The sequence below is a fragment of the Phenylobacterium sp. genome (assembly GCF_037968635.1).
In the GTDB taxonomy this organism is placed as follows: domain Bacteria; phylum Pseudomonadota; class Alphaproteobacteria; order Caulobacterales; family Caulobacteraceae; genus Phenylobacterium.
Map to the genome: position 1 here is coordinate 49802 of NZ_JBBKVV010000182.1, position 19725 is coordinate 69526.

The window sequence follows — 19725 nt, forward strand, 5'->3', positions numbered from 1 at the left end:
CGCAAAGCCCGGCTAGAGTTGCAGCTCATATGAGCGTGCTCCACCTCCTTGGAACGGCCGGCGAAGGCGGCGCGGAGACGTACTTCGTCGACCTCGTCGCCGGGCTCGCCCGCGCGGGCGTATCCCAGGCCGCCGCCATCCGTCCAAACGCCAATCGGCAGGCCGCGCTCGCCGCCGCCGACGTTCCCACCGCCGCCTTTCGATTCGGTGGTCCCGTCGACATCCTGACCAAGCCCAAGGTGGCGGGCTTCGCCCGCAGGCAGGAGGTGAAGCTGTCGCTGGCCTGGATGAACCGCGCCGCGCGGCACACGCCCAAGGGTCCGGCGCGGATCGGCCGGCTGGGGGGCTACTACAATCTCAAATACTATCGTGGCTTCGACGAGCTGGTGGCCAATACCGAGGACATCGCCGACTGGATCGTCGGCCAGGGCTGGCCGGCGGGCAGGGTCCGCCACATCCCCAACTTCGCCGCCGCGCCGCCAGAGACCGCGCCCGCCGAGCGCGGGCCGCTGAACACGCCGGCCGATGTGCCCCTGCTGCTCTCCATGGGCCGCCTGCACGACGCCAAGGCCCACGACGTCACCCTCCAGGCCCTGGCCCAGATTCCCGAGGCCTACCTGTGGATCGCCGGGGTGGGGCCGCAGGAGGCCAAGCTCAAGGCCCTGGCCGCCGTGCTGGGCGTCGCCGACCGGGTGCGGTTTCTGGGCTGGCGCACCGACGCCTCGGCTCTCTACCGAGCCGCCGATGTCTGCGTCTTCCCCTCGCGCTACGAGCCCCTGGGCAATGTGGTCATCCAGGCCTGGGCCCACGGCCTTCCGGTGGTGGCCGCCGCCAGCCAGGGCCCCGCCGCCCTGATCCAGGACGGCGAGGACGGCCTGTTGGTCCCCGTGGACGAGGCGCAGGCGCTGGCCGCCGCCATCGCCCGCCTGCTGGCCGACCCCATGCTTCGCATCCGCCTGGTGCAGAACGGCTCCGACCGGGTGGAGGCGGAGTTCTCCGAGGCCGCCGTCGTCGCCCAATGGCGGTCGCTGTTTTCCGACTACGGAGCCGCCTGATGTGCGGCATCGCGGGCGTGCTGCACGGGACGGCGTCCGCGCGTCCGATGATCGACACCCTGACCCATCGCGGCCCCAACGGGGTGCGGACCGAGCAGGTGCGCGGCGGCTCGGTGGCCCATGCCCGGCTGTCGATCATCGACCTGGAGGGCGGCTGGCAGCCCCTGCACGCCGCCGGCGGCACGGTCATCGGCAATGGCGAGATCTATAACTATGTCGAACTGACCGCCGAGTTCGGGCTGGAGCGCGAGCTGTCCACCGGCTCAGACTTCGAGCCCCTGCTGCACCTCTATGCGAAGGAAGGCCCAGCGGCCTTCCAGCGGCTGCGGGGCATGTACGCCTTCTGCCTGATCGGCGGCGACGACCGCACCTGGCTGGTGCGCGACCCTTTCGGCATCAAGCCGCTCTATGTGCTCGAGCAGGACGGGGCGGTCTATTTCGCCTCCGAACCCCGCGCCTTCGCCGCCCTGCTGGAGGCCGAGCTGGACGAGGACCGGGCCCGCGAGTTGCTGGCCTTCAACTACACCCTGACTGGCGACACCATCTTCAAGGGCCTCAAGCGCCTGGCCCCCGGTGAGATCGTCGAGGTGATCGACGGCAAGCTGCAAGCGCCGACGCGTCGCGGTTTCGTCTCCTCCCCGCCCGCGCGCGCCACCAGCGACGAGGCGGCGCTGATCGACCAGCTGGACGCCGTGCTGGAGGACAGTGTCCGGGTCCACCAGCGGTCGGACGTGCCTTATGGCCTGTTCCTCTCCGGCGGCATCGATAGCGCCGCAATCGCCACCCTGATGTCACGGCTGAACGAACGGCCGGTCACCGCCTTCACCTGTGGGTTCGAGGCGCCGGGCGCCAAGGACGAGCGGGGCCAGGCCGAGCGGGTGGCCAGGGCCCTGAACCTCGATTGGCGCGAGACCCGGTTTGACGAGGCCGACTTCTGGCGCATCCTGCCGCAAGTCGCCTGGGCCCTGGACGACCCCACCGCCGACTACGCCACCCTGCCCACCTACAAGCTGGCCGAGGCCGCCAAGGGGACGCTCACCGTCGTGCTGACCGGCGAGGGCGGCGACGAGCTGTTCGGCGGCTACGGCCGCTATCGCAAGGCCCTGCGCCCCGCCTGGCTGGGCGGACGCCCCGCCGAACCCCGCCCTGACGACACGGCCGCCCTCGCCCGCTGGCGCGCGGAGGCCAGGCCGCCCGCCGGTCTCACCCGCCTGCAACAGGCCCAGTGGGCCGACCTCGCCACCTGGTTGCCGGGCGATCTGCTGCTGAAGCTGGACCGCTGCCTGATGGCCCACGGTCTGGAGGGCCGCACGCCGTTCCTCGATCCCCGCGTCGCCGACTTCGCCTTCCCCCTGCCCGACCGGTTCAAGGTGCGGGGGCGCTATGGGAAATGGCTGGTGCGAAAGTGGCTGGAGCGGGTCTGTCCCGCCGCCGATCCCTGGGCGCGCAAACAGGGCTTCACCGTCCCCGTCGACGCCTGGATCGCGCCCCGCGCCGCCGACCTCGCCGAACGGATCGGCAAGCTGGAGGCCGTGCGCCGCGTGCGCACACCCGAGGCGGTTCGCGCGACCTTCGAGGGCGGCGGCGCCGAACGCTGGCCCCTGCTGTTCTTCGCCGTCTGGTCGCTGATCCATCTGGAGGGAGCCGCCCCGAAGGACGCCTTGCGCCAGGTCGTGGGAACGATCTGATCTGACCTGCTATTGTCTGGAAAACCTCGGGAGAATCTCATGCGCCGTCTGCTCTTCACCGCCACCGTGGCGGCTCTTGTCTCCGCATGTGGCCCGACCCAGGCCGCCCCGGGTGCGCCGGTGGAAACCCGTGCTGCCAACGGCAAGGACCAGGCGCCCGCCTTCACCAACCAGACCCGCGCCCCCGAGGTGAAGGCTGGGGTCGAGTATGAGGTCACGACCGTCGCCGAGGGCCTGTCCAACCCTTGGGGCCTCGCCTTCCTTCCGGACGGCAAGCTGCTGGTGACCGAAAAGCCCGGCCGGCTGCGCATCGTCGGCCTCGACGGCGTGCTGAGTGAGCCGGTCGAGGGCCTGCCCGCTGTCTACGGCAAGGGCCAGGGTGGCCTGCTGGGCCTCGCGATCGACCCCGACTTCGCCCGCAATGGCCTGATCTACTGGAGCTTCGCGGAGAACCCCGCCGAGAAGATGACCAATACCGCCGTCGCACGCGGCAAGTTGGTGGTGGCTGCCGACGGCAAGGCCAGGGTGGAGGCTGTGCAGGTGATCTATCATCAGGCGCCCGCGCTGGAGTCGGTGCAGCACTATGGTGGTCGACTGGTCTTCGCCCGGGACGGCAAGCTGTTCGTGACCCAGGGCGACCGCTCCGTCCTGCCGGGCCGCATCCAGTCCCAGAAGATGGACAGCGGCATCGGGAAGCTGGTGCGGATCAATTCGGATGGCGCCATCCCGAAGGATAACCCCTTCGTCGGCAAGGCCGGCGTCCGCCCGGAAATCTGGTCCTTCGGCCACCGCAATATCCAGGGCGCAACCCTGCACCCGACCACCGGCAAGCTGTGGACCACCGAGCATGGCCCTCGCGGCGGTGATGAACTCAACATTCCCGCCGCCGGCAAGGATTACGGTTGGCCCACCATCACCTATGGGATCGAGTATCAGGGCGGTCCCATTGGCGCCGGCCTCACCGCCAAGGAGGGCATGGAGCAGCCCATCTATTACTGGGACCCGGTGATCGCGACCTCGGGCCTGGCCTTCTATGACGCCGATCTGTTCCCGAAGTGGAAGGGCAGCCTGTTCGTCGGCGGCCTGGCGGCCAAGTCGTTGACCCGCCTGACTCTCGACGGTGAGAAGGTGGTGGGCGAAGAGCGGATCGCCACCGAGCTCAACGAACGCATCCGCGACGTGGTGGTCGGCCCCGACGGCGCCCTCTACATCGCCACCGACAGCGCTGAAGGCCGAATTCTGAAGCTGGTTCCGAAGGGGTGATCCAATCTGCTCATCCCGGCGAAGGCCCCGATGAGCGGGAGTGGCTAAGCCGCAACCTGCGCCAGTTCGTCCCGCGCCTGCGCCGCGATCTGGAAGGAGCGCAGGCGGGCGGTGTGGTCGAAGATCTGTGAGGTGACCATCAGCTCGTCGGCGCCGGTCCGCGCCACGAACTCGGCCAGGCCCGCACGCACCGTATCCGGCGAGCCCATGATCGCCTGGGAAAGGGCGGAGGCCAGGCCCGCCTGGGCCAGGGGATCGAGCCGTTCGCCATAGCCCTCAACGGGCGGCGGCAGGGGACCGGGCTGGCCGGTGCGCAGGTTGACGAAGGCCTGCTGCAGGGAGGTGAACAGGAACCGCGCCTCCTCGTCGCTCGGCGCGGCGACGATGTTCAGGCCCAGCATGACGTGGGGCTTGTCGCTGTAGTCCGACGGCCGGAACTGGGCGCGGTAGAGACCGATCGCCTGCATCATCTGGGCCGGCGCGAAGTGGCTGGCGAAGGCGAAGGGCAGGCCGAGCGCCGCGGCCAGTTGCGCGCCGAACAGGCTCGACCCCAGGATCCAGACCGGGACGCGGGTCCCTTCGCCGGGCACCGCGCGGATCGCCTGGTTGGGCGCGGCGGGCTCGAAATAGTGCAACAGCTCCATCACATCCTGCGGGAACTGGTCGACGTCGCCGGTCAGCGTGCGGCGCAGGGCCCGCGCGGTCAGCTGGTCCGAGCCCGGCGCGCGTCCGACCCCCAGGTCGATGCGGCCGGGATGCAGGGCCGCGAGCGTCCCGAACTGCTCGGCGATCACCAGCGGCGCGTGGTTGGGCAGCATGACGCCGCCGGCCCCCACCCGGATGGTCTTGGTCCCGGCCGCGACGTGGGCGATGACCACCGAAGTCGCCGCGCTGGCCACCCCGCGCATGTTGTGGTGCTCGGCCAGCCAGTAGCGATTGTAGCCGAGCGCCTCGGCGTGGCGGGCGAGATCCAGTGTATTGCGCAGGCTCTGGCCGGCGTCGCCGCCCTGCAGGATCGGCGAAAGGTCGAGGACTGAAAGCGGGGTCATGGTCCCCATATGGGAAGCCTTGCCGCCCGCGTTAGAGGCCAAGGCGCCCGGCCACCTCTTCGCCGATGGCCAGCGAGCTGGTGAGGCCCGGACTCTCGATGCCAAACAGGGTCACCAGGTCGGCCATCTCGTGCTTTTCCGGCCCGTCGATGCGGAAGTCCGGCTGGGTTTCGCCAGGGCCATGCAGCTTGGGCCGGATGCCGGCATAGTCGGGTGCCAGGGCGCCGTCCGGCAGGCCGGGCCAGAACTTGCGGATATAGGTATAGAACTCAGCCGCGCGGGCCGGATCGACGCTGTAGTCCAGGCTATCGACAAAATGCAGGTCGGGGCCGAACACCGCCTGGCCGCCCAGGTCGCGGCGGTAGTGGGTGCCGAGCGCGCCGGGGATCGGCGGCGGATAGATCAGCCGGGCGAAGGGTGCCTTGCCGACAAGCCGGAAATAGACGCCCTTCCCGTAGTGTACCGGGGGGATCGCGTCCTTCGGGAAGCCCTCGATTTCGGCGGCGACCGCCTGAGCCGAGAGGCCCGGCGCGGTCACCAGCACGCGGCAGGTGAGTGTCGTCGGCTCCGCGCCGCCGGCCCGTACCGACCAGCCGCCCCCGGAAATCGGGCTTGCGCCCTCGAAGGGGGTGGAGGTCACCACCGCGCCGCCTCCGGCCTCGATCTCGCCCTGCAGGGCCAGCATGTAGCCGTGGCTGTCGAAGACACCGCTCTGCGGCGAGACCAGCGCGCCCTCGCACTTCAGCTCGGGCTCCAGGGCCAGGACCTGCGCCTTGGTCATGTGGGCCATGCCTTCGACGTCGTTGGCCTGGGCCTGTTCCAGGATGGCGTCCAACCGGCCCACCTCATCCACGGTCGTCGCCACCACGAACTTGCCGCACCGGTCGTAGGCGACCTTGTGGCTGTCGCAGAAGGCGTAGAGCGCACGCCGCCCCTGGACGCAGAGCTTCGCCTTCAGCGAGCCGGTGGGATAGTAGAGCCCGCCGTGGATCACCTCGGAATTTCGCGCCGAGACCCCCTCGCCGATGATCGGGCCGGCCTCCAGCACAGCCACCACCAGGCCGCGCTGAGTCAGCCGATATCCACAGGCCAGGCCCACCGCGCCCGCGCCTACCACCACCGCATCAAAATCGAAATCCGCCATAGATTTGTGGGTAGCCGATGAGACGCGTCAGGCCAACCGTCCAAGCTATTTATATGATCATTGAACGCCAGGACGTCGCTTGCATGGTCGAGCGCTCCGACCCAAGCTGACGCCTTCGACGCCCCGAGGACCTGATGCCTGAAACCGACGCCGCCGGCCTGTCCCTCACCGGCGCCAGCCCCACCGCCGCGGCCGACTACCGCCAGGCGGTCAGCCTCTATCACGGCCTCTATGGCTCCCCCCTGCCCCTGCTGGAGCGGGCCACCGCCGACAGCCCCGGCTTCGTCATGGCTTATGTGCTGAAGGCCGACATGCTGCTGGTGGGGACTTCGCCGGAGGTGATGGCCATGGGCGCCGCGGCGGTGGAGGCCGCCCGCGACCTGCCCGCCACCGACCGCGAGCGCGGCCATGTCGCGGCCGCCGCGCGGATCGCGGCGGGCCAGTTCACCGCCGCCGGCCGCATCCTGGAGGACGTCTCCATCGCCCAGCCCCTGGACGGCGTGGCGCTGCAGGCCGGCCAGTTGATGGACTTCATGCTGGGCGACAACCGCATGCTGCGCGACCGGATCGCCCGCGCCCTGCCCGCCTGGTCGCCGCAGACACCCGACTATCACGCCATCCTTGGCATGCACGCATTTGGGCTCGAAGAGACCGGCTTCTACGACCGCGCCGAGGCCGCCGGCCGGGAGGCCATCGCCCTGCAACCCCGCAACGCCTGGGCCCAGCACGCCGTCGCCCACGTCTTCGAGATGCAGGACCGCCGCGCCGACGGGGTCGCCTGGATGCGGACCGAGAACGCCGCCTGGCAACACGACAGCCTGTTCGGCGTCCACAACTGGTGGCACCTGGCGCTCTTCCACCTGGGGCTCGGCGAGACCGACGAGGTGCTGGCCCTCTATGACGGCCCCATCGCCGGCGACGGCTCGGACATGGCCTTCGACCTGCTGGACGCCGCGGCCCTGCTCTGGCGGCTGAAGCTGGAGGGGGCGGCCACCGAAGACCGGTTCGCAAAGCTCGCCGACGCCTATGAGCGCAAGGGCGGCTACGGCCTCGCCGCCTTCGACGACGTCCACGCCATGATGGCCTTTGTGGGTGCGGGCCGGGAAGCCGAGGCGCGTGACCTGATGGCCGCCCTGGAAGCCACCGCCACGGGCCAGGGCGACAACGCCATGATGACCGCCCAGGTCGCCCTGCCGGTCGCCCGGGCGCTACAGGCGTTCGGCCAGGGGCGCTTCACCCAGGCCACCGACGACCTGCGCACCGTCCGCAACCGCGCTCACCGCTTCGGCGGCAGCCACGCCCAGCGCGACGTCATCGACCTGACCCTGATCGCCGCGGCCCGGGCCTCGGGCGAGACCAGCCTGGAGCGGGCCCTGCTCGTGGAGCGCGCGGCGGCAAGGCCATAGAAATCCTTCTCCCGTAAGGGGAGAAGGAAGCTCGTTCTACCCCCACTGCCCCCAGAGCGCCGTCTCCTGCGCCTTGGCCGCAGTCACCGAGGCGTCCTTGATGTGGCCGTAGCCGCGGATCTGCTGCGGCATCTGGGCGATCTGGACGGCCAGCGGCATCTTCTCGGCGCTGACGCCGGCCAGGATTTTGTCGAGCCCCGCCTCGTAGGCGGCGATCAGACCGCGCTCCATCTTGCGCTCCTCGCTGTAGCCGAACAGATCCAGGCCCGTGCCGCGCAGACCCTTGAGTTTGGCCAGCACCGGGAAGCCGACCTCCAGCATCCAGCCGCCGAAGGCGATCTTCTTCGGACGGCCATTGGCGTCTTTCGGTGCGATGATCGGCGGGGCGAGCCAGACCTTGGCCTTGCCGCCCTTGAAGGTGCCGGCCTTCTCGGCCTCGAAGCGGCCGTCGGAATAGAGCCGGGCCACCTCGTACTCGTCCTTGTAGGCCATCAGCTTGTAGAGGTTCACCGCCACCGAGCGGGTCAGGACCTCCGAGCCGAAAATCGCCTCGGCCTTGGCCACCTCATCAACCCGGTCGAGATAGCGCTTCGCATAGGCGGCGTTCTGATAGGCGGCCAGTTCCCGGCCGCGATGGGCGATCAGTTCGGCCAGCGGCATGGTCTCAGGCGTCGGCACGTCGGCCTCGGCCTTGCCGCGCTCGGCGGGATCGTGAGCCACACGGCGGCCCAGTTCGAAGGCCTGGAGATTGGCGTCTGCCTGGACCCCGTTCAGACGGATGGCGCGGTAGACCGCCCGGCTGGAGATCGGGATCAGCCCCTTCTGCCAGGCGAAGCCCACCATGATCATGTTGGCGTAGATGGCGTCGCCGAAGTGGGTCTCGGCCAGGTGGTGCGCCGGGCATTCGTCATAGGATTTGGTGGCCGCCGCGATGCGCTTGGCCATGTTGCCCGCATCGAAGCGAACGTCACGGTCGGTGACGAAGTCGGCCGTGGGCGCGAAGTCCTCGTTGCCGCAGGCCACGGTGCGGTCCTTGGCGTAGAGCGAGAGCGCGTCCGGCCCGGCCGCCGAGAGGATGTCGCAGGCGATCAGCACATTGGCCGAGGCGGCGGGAACCCGGCCGCCGACCACGGTCTCCTCCAGCTCGCCGATGCGGACGTGGGAGAAGACCGCCCCGCCCTTCTGGGCCAGGCCCGTCATGTCCACCACCGAGGCGGCGCGGCCATCCACATGGGCCGCCATGGCCAGGATCGAGGCGACGGTGGTGACGCCGGTGCCGCCGATACCGGTGAAGACGATATTCTTCACCCCCTCCAGCGGCTCGAAGCTGGGCAGGGGCGTGGAGTCGGCGGTGAGCGCCGGCAGAGCCTTGGCCTGGGCGTTCTCGCCCCCCTCGATGGTGACGAAGGAGGGGCAGAAGCCGTCGAGGCAGGAATAGTCGGTGTTGCAGCTGGACTGGTTGATCTTCCGCTTGCGGCCGAACTCGGTGTTCAGCGGCTCGACGGAGACGCAGTTGGAGACCTTGGAGCAGTCGCCGCAGCCTTCACAGACCAGAGGGTTGATGAACACCCGCTTGGTGGCGGTCTCCATCGCGCCGCGCTTCCGGCGGCGGCGCTTCTCGGTGGCGCAGACCTGATCATAGAGCAGGACGGTGGTGCCAGGTGTGTCGCGCAGCATCTTCTGCACGGCGATCAGTTCCGAGCGCGGCTTGACCTCGACGCCCGGCGCCAGGTCGGTGATGTGGGCGTAGCGGCTGGGATCGTCGGCGACGATCACCGTCTTGGCGATGCCTTCCGACGCCAGTTGCCGGGTGATCTGGGCCGGCGTGAACCCGCTCTCGGCCTGCTGGCCCCCGGTCATGGCGACGGCGTCGTTGAACAGCAGCTTGTAGGTGATGTGCGAGTTGGCGGCGATCGACGCGCGGACCGCCAGCGAGCCGGAGTGGTTGTAGGTCCCGTCGCCCAGGTTGGCGAAGACGTGGTCCTCGGTGGTGAACGGCGCCGAACCCACCCAGGTCAGGCCCTCGCCGCCCATGTGGCTGTTCAGGTCGGTCTGGGGATCGGAGAAGCTGGCCATGTAGTGGCAGCCGATCCCGGCGAGCGCGCGCGATCCGTCGGGCAGCCGCGTCGAGGTGTTGTGCGGGCAGCCCGAGCAGAAGAACGGCTTGCGCTGCTGTTCCGCCGCCAGGGTCACGGCCGCCATCGAGGCGGCTGAGACGCGGCTCAGATAGTCGTGCACCCGGTCCATGTGCGGGCCGGGCGGCAGGCGGTCGGCGATGGCCAGCGCCACCTCGGCCACCGACAGCGAGCCCAGCTGAGACAGCAGCGGGTGACCCACCTCGTCGGTCTTACCGATGATCTTCGGCCGGGCGTGGGCCGGCAGGTCATAGAGGGCGGCGCGGGCCTGGGTCTCGATCAGCGGGCGCTTGTGTTCGATGACCATCAGGGTCTCGAGCCCGGCGGCGAAAGCCTTCAGGCCCTGGGGCTCCAGCGGCCAGGGCATGCCGACCTTGTAGATCGAGACCCCCAGGCTGGCGGCCTCCTCGAAGGAGATGCGCATGGCCGCGAAGGCCTCGATCACGTCCTTATAGGCCTGGCCCTGACAGACGATGCCCAGGCGCGGCCGGGCGGCCGGCAGCACCACCCGGTCGATCTTGTTGGCGCGGGCGAAGGCGAGCGCGGCGGGAATCTTCTGGGTGCGGAGGCGGCGCTCCTTGTCCAGAGGTTGGTCCTTCAGCCGGATGCCCAGGCCGCCGGTCGGCATGGCGAAGTTGGTCGGCAGGACGAACTTGTGGCGCGAAAGATCCACGTCGATGGTGACACCGCTGTCCATGGTGTCGGCCAGCGCGATCAGCCCGACCCACAGGCCGGAATAGCGCGACATGGCGTAGCCCAGCAGGCCGTAGTCCAGCACCTCCTGCACATCGGCCGGCGACAGCACCGGCATCTCGAAGTCCTGGAAGGCGAACTCCGACTGCGACGGTAGGGTGGAAGACTTGCAGGTGTGGTCGTCCCCGGCCACGGCCAGGACGCCACCCTTGGGGAAGGTCCCGGCGAAATTGGCGTGCTTGAAGGCGTCGCCGGTGCGGTCGACGCCAGGCGCCTTGCCGTACCACATGCCGTAGACGCCATCGAACTTGGCGCCGGGGAACAGGTTGGCCTGCTGGCTGCCCCAGACGGCGGTGGCCGCGAGGTCCTCGTTCAGGCCTTCCTTGAAGACCACTTCACAGGCTTCCAGGTGCTTCTTCGCCCGGGTCGCCTGCTGGTCGAGTCCGCCCAGCGGCGAGCCGCGATAGCCCGACAGGAACCCCGCCGTGTTCAGACCGGCCGCCTGATCCAGGCGGCGCTGATCCATCAGAACTCGCAACAAGGCCTGCACGCCGGTGATGAAAACCCGGCCCTGGCTGAGCAGAAATTTGTCGTCGAGCGTCACATCCTGGTGCCGCATCGCAATTTCTTTCCTTTTGGGTTCCCTAACGAGGTTAGAAGATCATATAAGTGCGCCGCAATTGCTTGCCAAAGGCGTGCCCCCTGACAGCGGTTCCGGGGCACGAATGACGCACAATAGCGCCAAGTGTGGGAGGAAAACTTGTCTGAGGCCCTCGACGCCGTCGATGCTAAGATTCTGGATCTTATCCAACATGACGCCGGACTGTCCGTCGCCGAGATCGCAGAGCGGGTCGGATTGTCCTCCAGCCCCTGCTGGCGCCGCATAAAGCGGCTGGAAGATTCCGGAATCATCCAGCGCCGCGTGACCATTCTGGACCGCGAGCTGCTGGGCCTGGGCTTTGAGGTCTACTGCACCGTCAAGCTCAGCCTGCCCACCAAGGACAACCTCAACGACTTCGAGACGGCCATCACCAAGCTGGCCGAGGTCGTGCAGTGCGCCACCGTCACCGGCTCTGCCGACTACGAACTGCGCGTCGTCACCCGCGACATGCACGCCTTCGACGACTTCCTGCGCGACAAGATCCTGTCTCTGGGCCTGGTCTCGAACATCGAGAGCCGGATCGTCATAAGGTCGGTGAAGAATACCACCGCCGCGCCTCTGGGCTTGGTAAGTCCGTATGTGAGCGCCCACAGCTAAGAGCCTTCCCATGATCGACCTGGTGATTGAACAACGCCGCAAGGACCTTGGCGGGTTCGAAGTCGGGCGCGTCCTGCCGTTCCATGCCCACCGGATGGTCGGCCCCTTCATCTTCTTCGACCACATGGGCCCGGCCGATTTCACCGCCGGCTTCCCGCGCAACGTCGACGTCCGCCCCCACCCACACATCGGCCTGTCGACCGTCAGCTACCTGTTCGAAGGCCAGATGACCCACCGCGACTCGGTAGGCGCCACCCAGGTGGTGAACCCGGGCGAGGTGAACTGGATGACCGCCGGGCGCGGCATCACCCACTCCGAGCGCTTCGAGGAGCTACGCGCCCACGGCGGCCGCATGGACGGCATCCAGACCTGGGTCGCCCTGCCCGACGGCCAGGAGGAGATCGACCCGGCCTTCTACCACCACGACGTCGCCGACCTGCCGACCTACGAAGAGAACGGCATGTGGGCCCGCCTGGTCGTCGGCAAGGCCTTTGGCGCTGAAGCCAAGGTGAAGACCCACTCGCCGATGTTCTATGTCCACTGGGCCCTGCAGGCCGGCGCCAAGGCGCAACTGCCAGCCGAGTATCCCGAGCGCGCGGCCTATGTGGCCCGGGGCGAGGTCGAGGTGCTGGGGCACACCTATCGCGAAGGCCAGATGATCGTCTTCAAGCCGGGCGAACCGGTGCTGTTCACCGCCGTCACGCCCGCCATCGTCATGCTGCTGGGCGGCGAGCCCGTGGGCCAACGCTTCATCGAGTGGAACTTCGTCTCATCATCCAAGGCGCGCATCGAGCAGGCCAAGGCCGACTGGCGCGCCGGCCGCATGAAGCTGCCCGACGCCGACGACCAGGAATTCATCCCCCTGCCTGAGCCGTCTCCGTCCGCCAACCCGATGAGCTAGAGCATTTTCCGATAGGTGTGAAACGGCTATCGGATCGAAAAATGCTCTAACTTTTTGAATTAGAGCCCTTTTGATCCGATCTGACTGAAGCGGTCAGATCGGAAAGGGCTCTAGGCCGCCAGCGCCTTGCGCGTCTGGTTCCAGTATTGCCAGCCGGTGATCAGGGTCACCAGGGCCGCCAGCCACAGCACCGTGTGCGCGAAGACCATCACCGGGCCCTGGATGGCCGGGTCAGAGGGCAGCTGGAACGCCGCCCACGAAGCCACCAGCAGTTCGGCCCCCAGGCCCACCAGTTGCAGGGTGGTCTTCCACTTGGCCAGCAGGGTCACCGGCAGCTTGACGCCCTTGCCCGCGCCGACCTCGCGCAGGGCGCTGACCGTGAATTCGCGGAACAGGATCAGACCCACCGGCAACACCACCATCGGCTGGGGTCCGAGGGCCATCAGGCCCAGGATCGCGCCGGCCACCAGCACCTTGTCGCCGATGGGGTCGAGAATCGCGCCCCAGACCGTCACGGCGTCCAGCTTGCGCGCCAGCCAGCCGTCGAAATAGTCGGTGACCGCGGCGATCACGAAGGCCCAGAACGCGAACCGCTGCAGGGCGAACTGGGCCTCCGGCGTCAGGTTCTCGCTGACATAGGGCACGCCGCCCGCCGCCGCGGCCAGGGCCACGAACATGAAGACCGTCAGGATCAGGCGGCCGGTGGACAGGATGTTGGGCAGGGACTTCATCATCGCAGTCTAACGCCTAAGCGCCGCTTCCGTCGCTAGGCCTTGCGGAAGAAGTCGAAGATGCGTTGCGCCAGGGGTTCGCTGACCCCGTCGACCTTCATGATGTCGTCCACCGAGGCCCTGGAGACCCCACGCGCCGAGCCAAAGGCGTGCAGCAGGGCGCGCTTGCGGCCGGGCCCCACCCCCTCGATCTCGTCGAGGGGGTTCTTCTTCATGTCGACGGACCGCTTGATGCGGTGGGTGCCGATGGCGAAGCGGTGGGCCTCGTCGCGCAGGCGCTGAAGATAATAGAGAACCGGCGACTTGGGCTCGAGCATGAACTGCGGCTTGCCGGCCACGTGGAACCGCTCCAGCCCCGCGTCGCGATCGGGGCCTTTGGCGACCCCCACCACCGGGATGTCGTCCACCCCGAGGTCGGCCATCACCTCCATCACCGCCGAGATCTGGCCCGCCCCGCCGTCGATCAGCACCAGGTCGGGCCTGGGGCTGGAGGCCTCACCGCTCTCCTCTTCCTTGACCATCCGGCCGAAGCGGCGGCGCAGCACCTCCTTCATCATCCCGAAGTCGTCGCCGGGGGTCAGGTCCGTGCCCTTGATGTTGAACTTGCGGTACTGGTTCTTCTGGAAGCCGTCGGGGCCGGCCACGATCATGCCGCCGACCGCATTGGTCCCCATGATGTGGCTGTTGTCATAGACCTCGATCCGTTCGGGCGGCCCCTCCAGCCCGAAGGCCTCGGCCACCCCGGCCAGCAGTTTTCCCTGGGCGGAGCTCTCGCTCATCTTGCGGCCCAGGGCCTCGCGGGCGTTGGTCAGGGCGTGGTCCACCAGACCCTTCTTCTCGCCCTTCTGCGGCCGGCTGATCTCCACCTTGCGGCCGGCCTTCAGGGCGAAGGCCTCGCACAGCAGCTCCCGCTCGGCGGGCTCCACATTGGTCAGGATCAGGCGCGGGATCGGCTTGTCGTCATAGAACTGGCCGAGGAAGGCGCTCATCACGTCGAGGTCTTCGTCGGACTTGTCGACGCGGGGGAAGTAGGCGCGGTTGCCCCAGTTCTGGCCCGCCCGGAAGAAGAACACCTGAACGCAGGCCTGACCGCCCTCGGCGAACAGGGCGAAGACGTCGGCCTCCTCCAGGCTCTCGGGATTGATCTGCTGCTCCTGGGCGACGGAGGCCAGGGCCCGGATGCGGTCGCGCAGGCGTCCGGCGCGCTCGAACTCCATGTCGTCGGAGGCGGCCTGCATCTCGCCCGACATCTTGCTGATCACCGCCCGGCTCTTGCCGCGCAGGAAGTCCTCGGCCTGATCCACCAGGGCCGAATAGTCCTCCAGGCTCACCAGCCCGGTGCAGGGCGCGGCGCACCGCTTGATCTGGTGCAGCATGCAGGGCCGGGTGCGGCTCTCATAGACGCTGTCGGAGCACGACCGCAGCAGGAAGGCCTTCTGCAGGGTGTTCAGCGTGCGGTTCACCGCCCAGGCGCTGGCGAAGGGGCCGAAATAGTCGCCCTTGATGGTATGGGCCCCGCGATGCTTGCGCAGCTGGGCGGCCGGATGTTCCCGACGGATGACGATCTCGGGAAAGCTCTTGTCGTCCCGCAGCAGCACGTTGAAGCGCGGCTTCAGCTGCTTGATCAGGTTGATCTCAAGGAACAGCGCGTCGGTCTCGGTTCGGACCGTGACGAACTCCATGGACCGGGTCAGGTCCACCATCAGGGCGATGCGCTGGGTATGGAACCGGCCCTGGGCGTACTGCAGCACCCGCTTCTTCAGCGAACGCGCCTTGCCCACATAGAGAACCTCGCCGTCCTCGCCCATCATGCGGTAGACGCCCGGCGAGTCCGGCAGGCGTTTCACCTCATCCTTGATCAGGGCCGCGCCCTTCAGGGGCGCCAAGGTCGTATCCGTCGGCATGCCGCAGATATAGGCGAGTCCGCCGGTTTGCGCAGGGGCGGCGCGACCTTTCCTCAGTCGCGGCGCGGCTTGGTGTTCGCGCCGGGCGTCTTGCCGATGTACTCGATCAGGGCCCGGGACGGGGTCCAGCCCAACAGGCGGGTCTTGCTGGTGTCGATATCGGCGCTCATCCGGTTGCCCGCCACCTCGGGGCCCATGACGATCTCGCCTCCGAACATCTCCGCCACCTCAAGGATCGAATAGGCGCGGCTGTCCCCCAGGCCGAAGTCGTCGCCGATCCCGCTCTCGCCCACCAGAACCAGGCCTTCGACGATGTCGTCGATATGGGTGAAGTTGCGCTTCTGGGTGCCGGGCGCATTGACCCGCAGCGGCTCGCCGGCCAGACGGCGCTGGCGGAAGATCTCGATCAGGGTGCCGTAGGCCCCGGCCCGCTCGCCCGGACCATAGACATTGTAGAAGTAGGTGATGGCGTACTGCAGGCCGTACCAGTCGCCGTAGTTGCGGACCAGCTCGGTATTGGTGGCCTTGGTCCAGGCATAGGGGCTCTGGTCACGGCCCAGCCCGCCGTCGCCGAATTTCGTGGACGACCCGGCGTAGAGCAGCTTGCAGCCCTTGGCCCGCCAGAATTCCAGCACCCCGAAGGTCCCGGCCTTGTTCAGGTCCCAGACTGTCGCCGGCTCCAGCAGGCTCTTCTCGACGCGGGAATATTCCCCCAGGTGAAAGATCAGGTCCGGGGCCTCGGGAACCAGGGTCGCGACGTCCTTGGTATGGCCATCGCGATAGTCGACGCCGGGAACGTGGGCGTCCTTGGTCCCGGCGAAATAATTGTCCAGGGAGATGACCCTGTGGCCTTCGGCCACGAGGCGCGCGCAGAGCGACGAACCGATGAACCCGGCGCCGCCGGTGACAAGAATGAGCTTGGCCATGGAGAGAGAATGGTCCCGGAGGGTTTAAAGCCGTCTTAGCCGTGGGGGCCTTGCTTGGCGCTATCAGAGGCTCCCCGACTTGGGGAGCTGTCAGCGAAGCTGACTGAGGGGGACTTGAACTCTTATTGATTGAGGGTGGGCGAGGTCTATCCCCTCTGTCCCGAGTCTACACCTGGGTCCACCGCCACCATATCGCTGCGCGCCAGGAGAGGATCTAGGTCAAAGCTTCACGCCGCCGGCCTCCAGCTTGGCGAAGCCCGCCTTTGTCAGCTTCACATAACCCTTGGCGCTATCCTTGTAGAACATCGTCCCCTTCACCTTGCCCGGGTCAAAGCCGTCGGCCACCAGGTCCAGCTTGCGGTACTTGAAGGTGCCCGTGGTCTCGATGGCCGGCAGGATGCGGACAAACACCGGCTGGGCGTAGGGGGGCAGATCCGCCGCCACCTGGGCGCCGAAGGTCTTGATGTCGAACTCTCCGTCCACCACCAGGCCCGCCATGCCCGCGCGACCGTCGGCGCCGGGCACCTCCACCCCATAGACATTGGCCTCGATGACCCCTGGAATGACCTGCAGCCGTTCGGCCACTTCTCCGGTAGAGACGTTCTCCCCCTTCCAGCGGAAGGTGTCGCCGATACGATCGACGAAATAGAAATATCCGTCGCCGTCGGTCTTCATCAGGTCGCCGGTGCGGAACCAGGCGTCCCCCTTCTCGAAGACGTCGCGCAGGATCTTGCGGTCCGAGGCGGCCTTGTCGACATAGCCAATGTACTCGCTGCGGGCGTCGCCCATGCCGATCTTGCCGATGCACTCCCCCACCTGGCCCGCCCCGCATTCGATGCAGAAGCCGTCGGTCCCGCGGATCGGCGCCTCGACCTCAACGTCGTACTGGACCAGGCGGATGTTGAACTTGTTGCGCAGCCACTTCGGCGCGCGTCCGATGGCGCCGGTTCGGCCATCGAAGTTGAACATCGACACATTGCCTTCGGTGGAGCCGTAGAATTCCAGGATCTCGGGAATCCTGAACCGCGCCTTCATCTCCCCCCAGACGTCTGGCCGCAGACCGTTGCCGAAGGCCAGGCGAAGCTTGTGCCGGGTATCGTCCTCGCCGGGCGGCTGGTTCACCAGATAGCGACAGAGCTCACCGATATAGACGAACATCGTGGCCTCCTCCGCCACGACATCCGACCAGAAGTGGGTGGCGGAGAACTTCTTCTTCAGCACCACCGAGCCGCCGTTCAGCAGGGCCGCGCCCAGGCCGCACAGCCCACCGGTGGAGTGATAGAGCGGCAGGGGATTGTAGATTCGGTCCTTCTCCGTCGCGCCGGTCGAGCCCGCGAAGCCGCGCATGAACAGCTGGGCGCGCACATGGGTGATCCGCGCCGCCTTGGGCATCCCCGTGGTGCCGGAGGTGTAGATGAAGAGGGCGGTGTCGCTCGCCGTCATCCCCTCGCGCACCGATCGGTCGGGCGGCAGCGAACTGCAGCTCTTCAGGGCCTGGGACAGGTCGCGCTGGTCGCCCACCGCGTGGCCCAGCACCCATTGTTGCATGGGTTTGTCGAGCAAGCCCTTGGCCTGCTCGAAGGGGTCCGAGGTCTCGGAGTCGACGATGACGTGGCCGGCGCCCGAGATGTTCAGGCAGTGGGCGAGCGCCACGCCGGAGAGCTGGTTGTTGATCAGGGCGCTGATCACGCCGACCTTGGTCAGGCCGTACCAGATAGGGAAATATTCCAGGCGGTTCGGCATGAACAGCGCCACCGTCTGGCCACGCCGCAGGTTGTTGGTCTTGGCCCAATGGGCGTAGCGATTGGCGATGGCGTCCATCTCGCCATAGCTGATGGTCTTGCCCTCGAAGGTCAGGGCAGGCTTTTCCCGCCATTGGTCGACGGCCGCCTGCAGATCGTCGCAGATCAGGTTGGGCGACGTGGGCGCAATCGTCTTCACCCGCTTCAGGGTGCGGTTCAGCCCGCGTACGAACCGCCACTCACGTTCGAGCCGGGCCTTAAAACTCATGCGTACCCTCCGACGTCCGCGACACCTTGGCGGGGCGGCGCGCCACGGGTCAAGCGGGGCTTTGGGCGCCGGTTGTCACACCCGCGTCAGGTGGGCCTCACCGTGGCCGAAAGGACTCAGTCCTGGGTCAAGCCTCTGGGCGGCATACTCAATATGGTAACACAACCGACTCACGCCTGGCGCTGATAGGCTTGGCGCATGACCGCCCTTCCCCGCGCCATCCTCTTCGACCTCGACGAGACCCTGCTCTCCTTCGGCAAGCGCCCGCTGATCCTGGCGGAGGTGGCCGAGGAATTCGCCGCCGCCCTGTCGCCCCTTACGCCGCAGGAGGTGGCCGACCACCTTGAGGCGGGCTTCCGCGAGTTCTGGTCAGATCCCGAAGTCCACAAGATCTGGCGCTTCAAGCTGGGCGCGGCGCGCCTGATGATCGTCAGCGGCGTCTTCCAGGCCCTGCGGCCCCGCGCCTCGGGACTTACGCCTGCGGCCGCCAAGACCTTCGCCGAGCGATTCCACGCCTATCGGGAGGAACAGGCGCGCTTTTTCCCCGGCGCCCTGGAAGCGGTGGACGAATTGAAGCGGCGCGGCGTGAAGCTCGCCCTGGTCACCAACGGCGCCGGCGCGGTGCAGAGGGCCAAGATCGAGAAATTCGACCTGGCTGGCCGCTTCGACCACATTCAGATCGAGGGCGAGGCTGGCTTCGGCAAGCCGGAGGAACAGGCCTATCTCCACGCCATGGCCGCCTTGGGCGTCACCGCGGAAGAGACCTGGATGGTGGGCGACAATCTGGAATGGGAGGTCGCGGCTCCGCAACGCCTGGGCATCTACGCCATCTGGCACGACCATCTCGCCGTCGGCCTGCCCAAGGACAGCGCGATCAAACCCGACCGCATCATCCTGTCCATCGGCGAGTTGACGGATAATTTGGGCTGAACCGCCAAATACGGCGCGTTTGTGGTGCGAATGGGCGAGATTTCGACCTGAAATGTCAAGCATGGGGGCGGGCATTCCAGCCATTTTTCAGTGTCCGTCGAAAATTCTCATCGCCGAAAATCCGTATTCCGTAAGGATTTGCGCCGGTTTCAACAGAACGAAATCACATCTGCTCTTTGGTATCACGGAACGTGTGAGCACCCCTCTCGTTTAACCTCTCGAACAACACTGGGAGGTCTGAAAATGACTGCTGAATATAGCCCCTTCGCCAAGCCGACTTTCACCGCCGCCGACTTCGAGCGCAGCGATGCTCAACTTGGCGACCAGTCTCCGGTCTTCACGGAGACTCCGATCTACGCCCAACCCAAGAGCCGCAAGGCCAAGGGTGGGATCAACCCTCTGGTCTTCGCCGCGGTTCCCGCCGTTGCGCTGGCGCTTGGCGCCGGTGTGATGTTCCTGGGCGCCCCGAAGGACGAAGCGGCTCCGCCTCCGAGCGCCGCCAACACCGTGGCTCCGGCTCCGATGCTGGCGCCGGTTCCCACTGAGACGGCGGCGCTGAACGCCCCGGTCACGATGGCTCCGGAAGCGCCCGCCGTCACGACGCCGGCCCGGATTGAGACGCCGCGGGCCAC

At 67.6% G+C, this 19725-nt stretch carries 14 protein-coding genes and 1 pseudogene; 8 read left to right on the forward strand and 7 right to left on the reverse strand.

What is annotated here, in order from left to right; translation table 11 throughout:
• The first annotated feature begins 29 nt into the window (after positions 1–29).
• Genes AAC997_RS19700 through AAC997_RS19710 form a run of 3 tightly spaced genes read left to right on the forward strand, consistent with a single transcriptional unit; the run spans position 30 to position 4006 of the window.
• Entirely contained in the window at positions 30–1055 is a 1026-nt protein-coding gene (locus AAC997_RS19700; RefSeq protein WP_340647404.1) for a glycosyltransferase, read from the forward strand.
• Complete coding sequence (gene asnB / locus AAC997_RS19705) at positions 1055–2743, forward strand: asparagine synthase (glutamine-hydrolyzing) (protein WP_340647405.1); 1689 nt, start codon at positions 1055–1057, stop codon at positions 2741–2743. Before AAC997_RS19700 ends, asnB begins: the two co-directional genes overlap by 1 nt.
• A 39-nt stretch (positions 2744–2782) precedes the next feature.
• The gene (locus tag AAC997_RS19710; RefSeq protein ID WP_340647406.1) at positions 2783–4006 is read left to right on the forward strand and encodes a PQQ-dependent sugar dehydrogenase; all 1224 of its coding nucleotides are present in this window, start codon (positions 2783–2785) and stop codon (positions 4004–4006) included.
• Between the two features lie 44 nt (positions 4007–4050).
• Here the strand turns inward: AAC997_RS19710 and AAC997_RS19715 are convergent, their stop codons facing one another.
• Both AAC997_RS19715 and AAC997_RS19720 read right to left on the reverse strand, forming a co-directional pair.
• Entirely contained in the window at positions 4051–5055 is a 1005-nt protein-coding gene (locus tag AAC997_RS19715; protein WP_340647407.1) for an LLM class flavin-dependent oxidoreductase, read from the reverse strand.
• A 31-nt stretch (positions 5056–5086) separates the two neighbouring features.
• The gene (locus AAC997_RS19720) at positions 5087–6199 is read right to left on the reverse strand and encodes an NAD(P)/FAD-dependent oxidoreductase (RefSeq protein ID WP_340647408.1); all 1113 of its coding nucleotides are present in this window, start codon (positions 6197–6199) and stop codon (positions 5087–5089) included.
• A 134-nt stretch (positions 6200–6333) separates the two neighbouring features.
• Between AAC997_RS19720 and AAC997_RS19725 the strand changes: the two genes are divergently transcribed.
• Entirely contained in the window at positions 6334–7605 is a 1272-nt protein-coding gene (locus tag AAC997_RS19725; RefSeq protein WP_340647409.1) for a tetratricopeptide repeat protein, read from the forward strand.
• 36 nt (positions 7606–7641) lie between these two features.
• Here AAC997_RS19725 and AAC997_RS19730 read toward each other — a convergent pair whose 3' ends face one another.
• Positions 7642–11052 carry an indolepyruvate ferredoxin oxidoreductase family protein gene (locus AAC997_RS19730; protein WP_340647410.1) on the reverse strand — a complete coding sequence of 1137 codons (3411 nt, stop codon included), beginning with the start codon at positions 11050–11052 and terminating at the stop codon, positions 7642–7644.
• Positions 11053–11193: 141 nt separating this feature from the next.
• Between AAC997_RS19730 and AAC997_RS19735 the strand changes: the two genes are divergently transcribed.
• Entirely contained in the window at positions 11194–11691 is a 498-nt protein-coding gene (locus tag AAC997_RS19735; RefSeq protein ID WP_215341736.1) for an Lrp/AsnC family transcriptional regulator, read from the forward strand.
• Between the two features lie 10 nt (positions 11692–11701).
• Positions 11702–12592, forward strand: a complete 891-nt coding sequence (locus tag AAC997_RS19740; RefSeq protein ID WP_340647411.1) for a pirin family protein — start codon at positions 11702–11704, stop codon at positions 12590–12592.
• Between the two features lie 110 nt (positions 12593–12702).
• Here AAC997_RS19740 and pgsA read toward each other — a convergent pair whose 3' ends face one another.
• The 4 genes from pgsA to AAC997_RS19760 form a co-directional block, all read right to left on the reverse strand.
• Positions 12703–13323 (reverse strand): CDP-diacylglycerol--glycerol-3-phosphate 3-phosphatidyltransferase, encoded by a 621-nt coding sequence (gene pgsA, locus AAC997_RS19745; protein ID WP_340647419.1) that lies wholly within the window; start codon positions 13321–13323, stop codon positions 12703–12705.
• 35 nt (positions 13324–13358) lie between these two features.
• Positions 13359–15227, reverse strand: a complete 1869-nt coding sequence (gene uvrC / locus AAC997_RS19750; RefSeq protein ID WP_340647412.1) for an excinuclease ABC subunit UvrC — start codon at positions 15225–15227, stop codon at positions 13359–13361.
• A 53-nt stretch (positions 15228–15280) separates the two neighbouring features.
• The gene (locus tag AAC997_RS19755; protein WP_340647413.1) at positions 15281–16153 is read right to left on the reverse strand and encodes an NAD-dependent epimerase/dehydratase family protein; all 873 of its coding nucleotides are present in this window, start codon (positions 16151–16153) and stop codon (positions 15281–15283) included.
• 219 nt (positions 16154–16372) lie between these two features.
• Entirely contained in the window at positions 16373–18163 is a 1791-nt protein-coding gene (locus AAC997_RS19760) for a long-chain-acyl-CoA synthetase (RefSeq protein WP_340647414.1), read from the reverse strand.
• A 198-nt stretch (positions 18164–18361) separates the two neighbouring features.
• On the opposite strand from AAC997_RS19760, the gene AAC997_RS19765 reads away from it, so the two are divergent.
• Together AAC997_RS19765 and AAC997_RS19770 are read left to right on the forward strand one after the other, a co-directional pair.
• The gene (locus AAC997_RS19765; RefSeq protein WP_340647415.1) at positions 18362–19093 is read left to right on the forward strand and encodes an HAD family hydrolase; all 732 of its coding nucleotides are present in this window, start codon (positions 18362–18364) and stop codon (positions 19091–19093) included.
• A gap of 243 nt (positions 19094–19336) precedes the next feature.
• Positions 19337–19725 (forward strand): annotated as a pseudogene (locus AAC997_RS19770) (hypothetical protein); the annotation flags it as partial.

Coding starts and splice junctions, on each gene's coding strand:
- AAC997_RS19700 (WP_340647404.1), top strand. CDS start 30: ATGAGCGTGCTCCACCTCCTTGGAACGGCCGGCGAAGGCGGCGCGGAG.
- asnB (WP_340647405.1), top strand. CDS start 1,055: ATGTGCGGCATCGCGGGCGTGCTGCACGGGACGGCGTCCGCGCGTCCG.
- AAC997_RS19710 (WP_340647406.1), top strand. CDS start 2,783: ATGCGCCGTCTGCTCTTCACCGCCACCGTGGCGGCTCTTGTCTCCGCA.
- AAC997_RS19715 (WP_340647407.1), bottom strand. CDS start 5,055: ATGACCCCGCTTTCAGTCCTCGACCTTTCGCCGATCCTGCAGGGCGGC.
- AAC997_RS19720 (WP_340647408.1), bottom strand. CDS start 6,199: ATGGCGGATTTCGATTTTGATGCGGTGGTGGTAGGCGCGGGCGCGGTG.
- AAC997_RS19725 (WP_340647409.1), top strand. CDS start 6,334: ATGCCTGAAACCGACGCCGCCGGCCTGTCCCTCACCGGCGCCAGCCCC.
- AAC997_RS19730 (WP_340647410.1), bottom strand. CDS start 11,052: ATGCGGCACCAGGATGTGACGCTCGACGACAAATTTCTGCTCAGCCAG.
- AAC997_RS19740 (WP_340647411.1), top strand. CDS start 11,702: ATGATCGACCTGGTGATTGAACAACGCCGCAAGGACCTTGGCGGGTTC.
- pgsA (WP_340647419.1), bottom strand. CDS start 13,323: ATGAAGTCCCTGCCCAACATCCTGTCCACCGGCCGCCTGATCCTGACG.
- uvrC (WP_340647412.1), bottom strand. CDS start 15,227: ATGCCGACGGATACGACCTTGGCGCCCCTGAAGGGCGCGGCCCTGATC.
- AAC997_RS19755 (WP_340647413.1), bottom strand. CDS start 16,153: ATGGCCAAGCTCATTCTTGTCACCGGCGGCGCCGGGTTCATCGGTTCG.
- AAC997_RS19760 (WP_340647414.1), bottom strand. CDS start 18,163: ATGAGTTTTAAGGCCCGGCTCGAACGTGAGTGGCGGTTCGTACGCGGG.
- AAC997_RS19765 (WP_340647415.1), top strand. CDS start 18,362: ATGACCGCCCTTCCCCGCGCCATCCTCTTCGACCTCGACGAGACCCTG.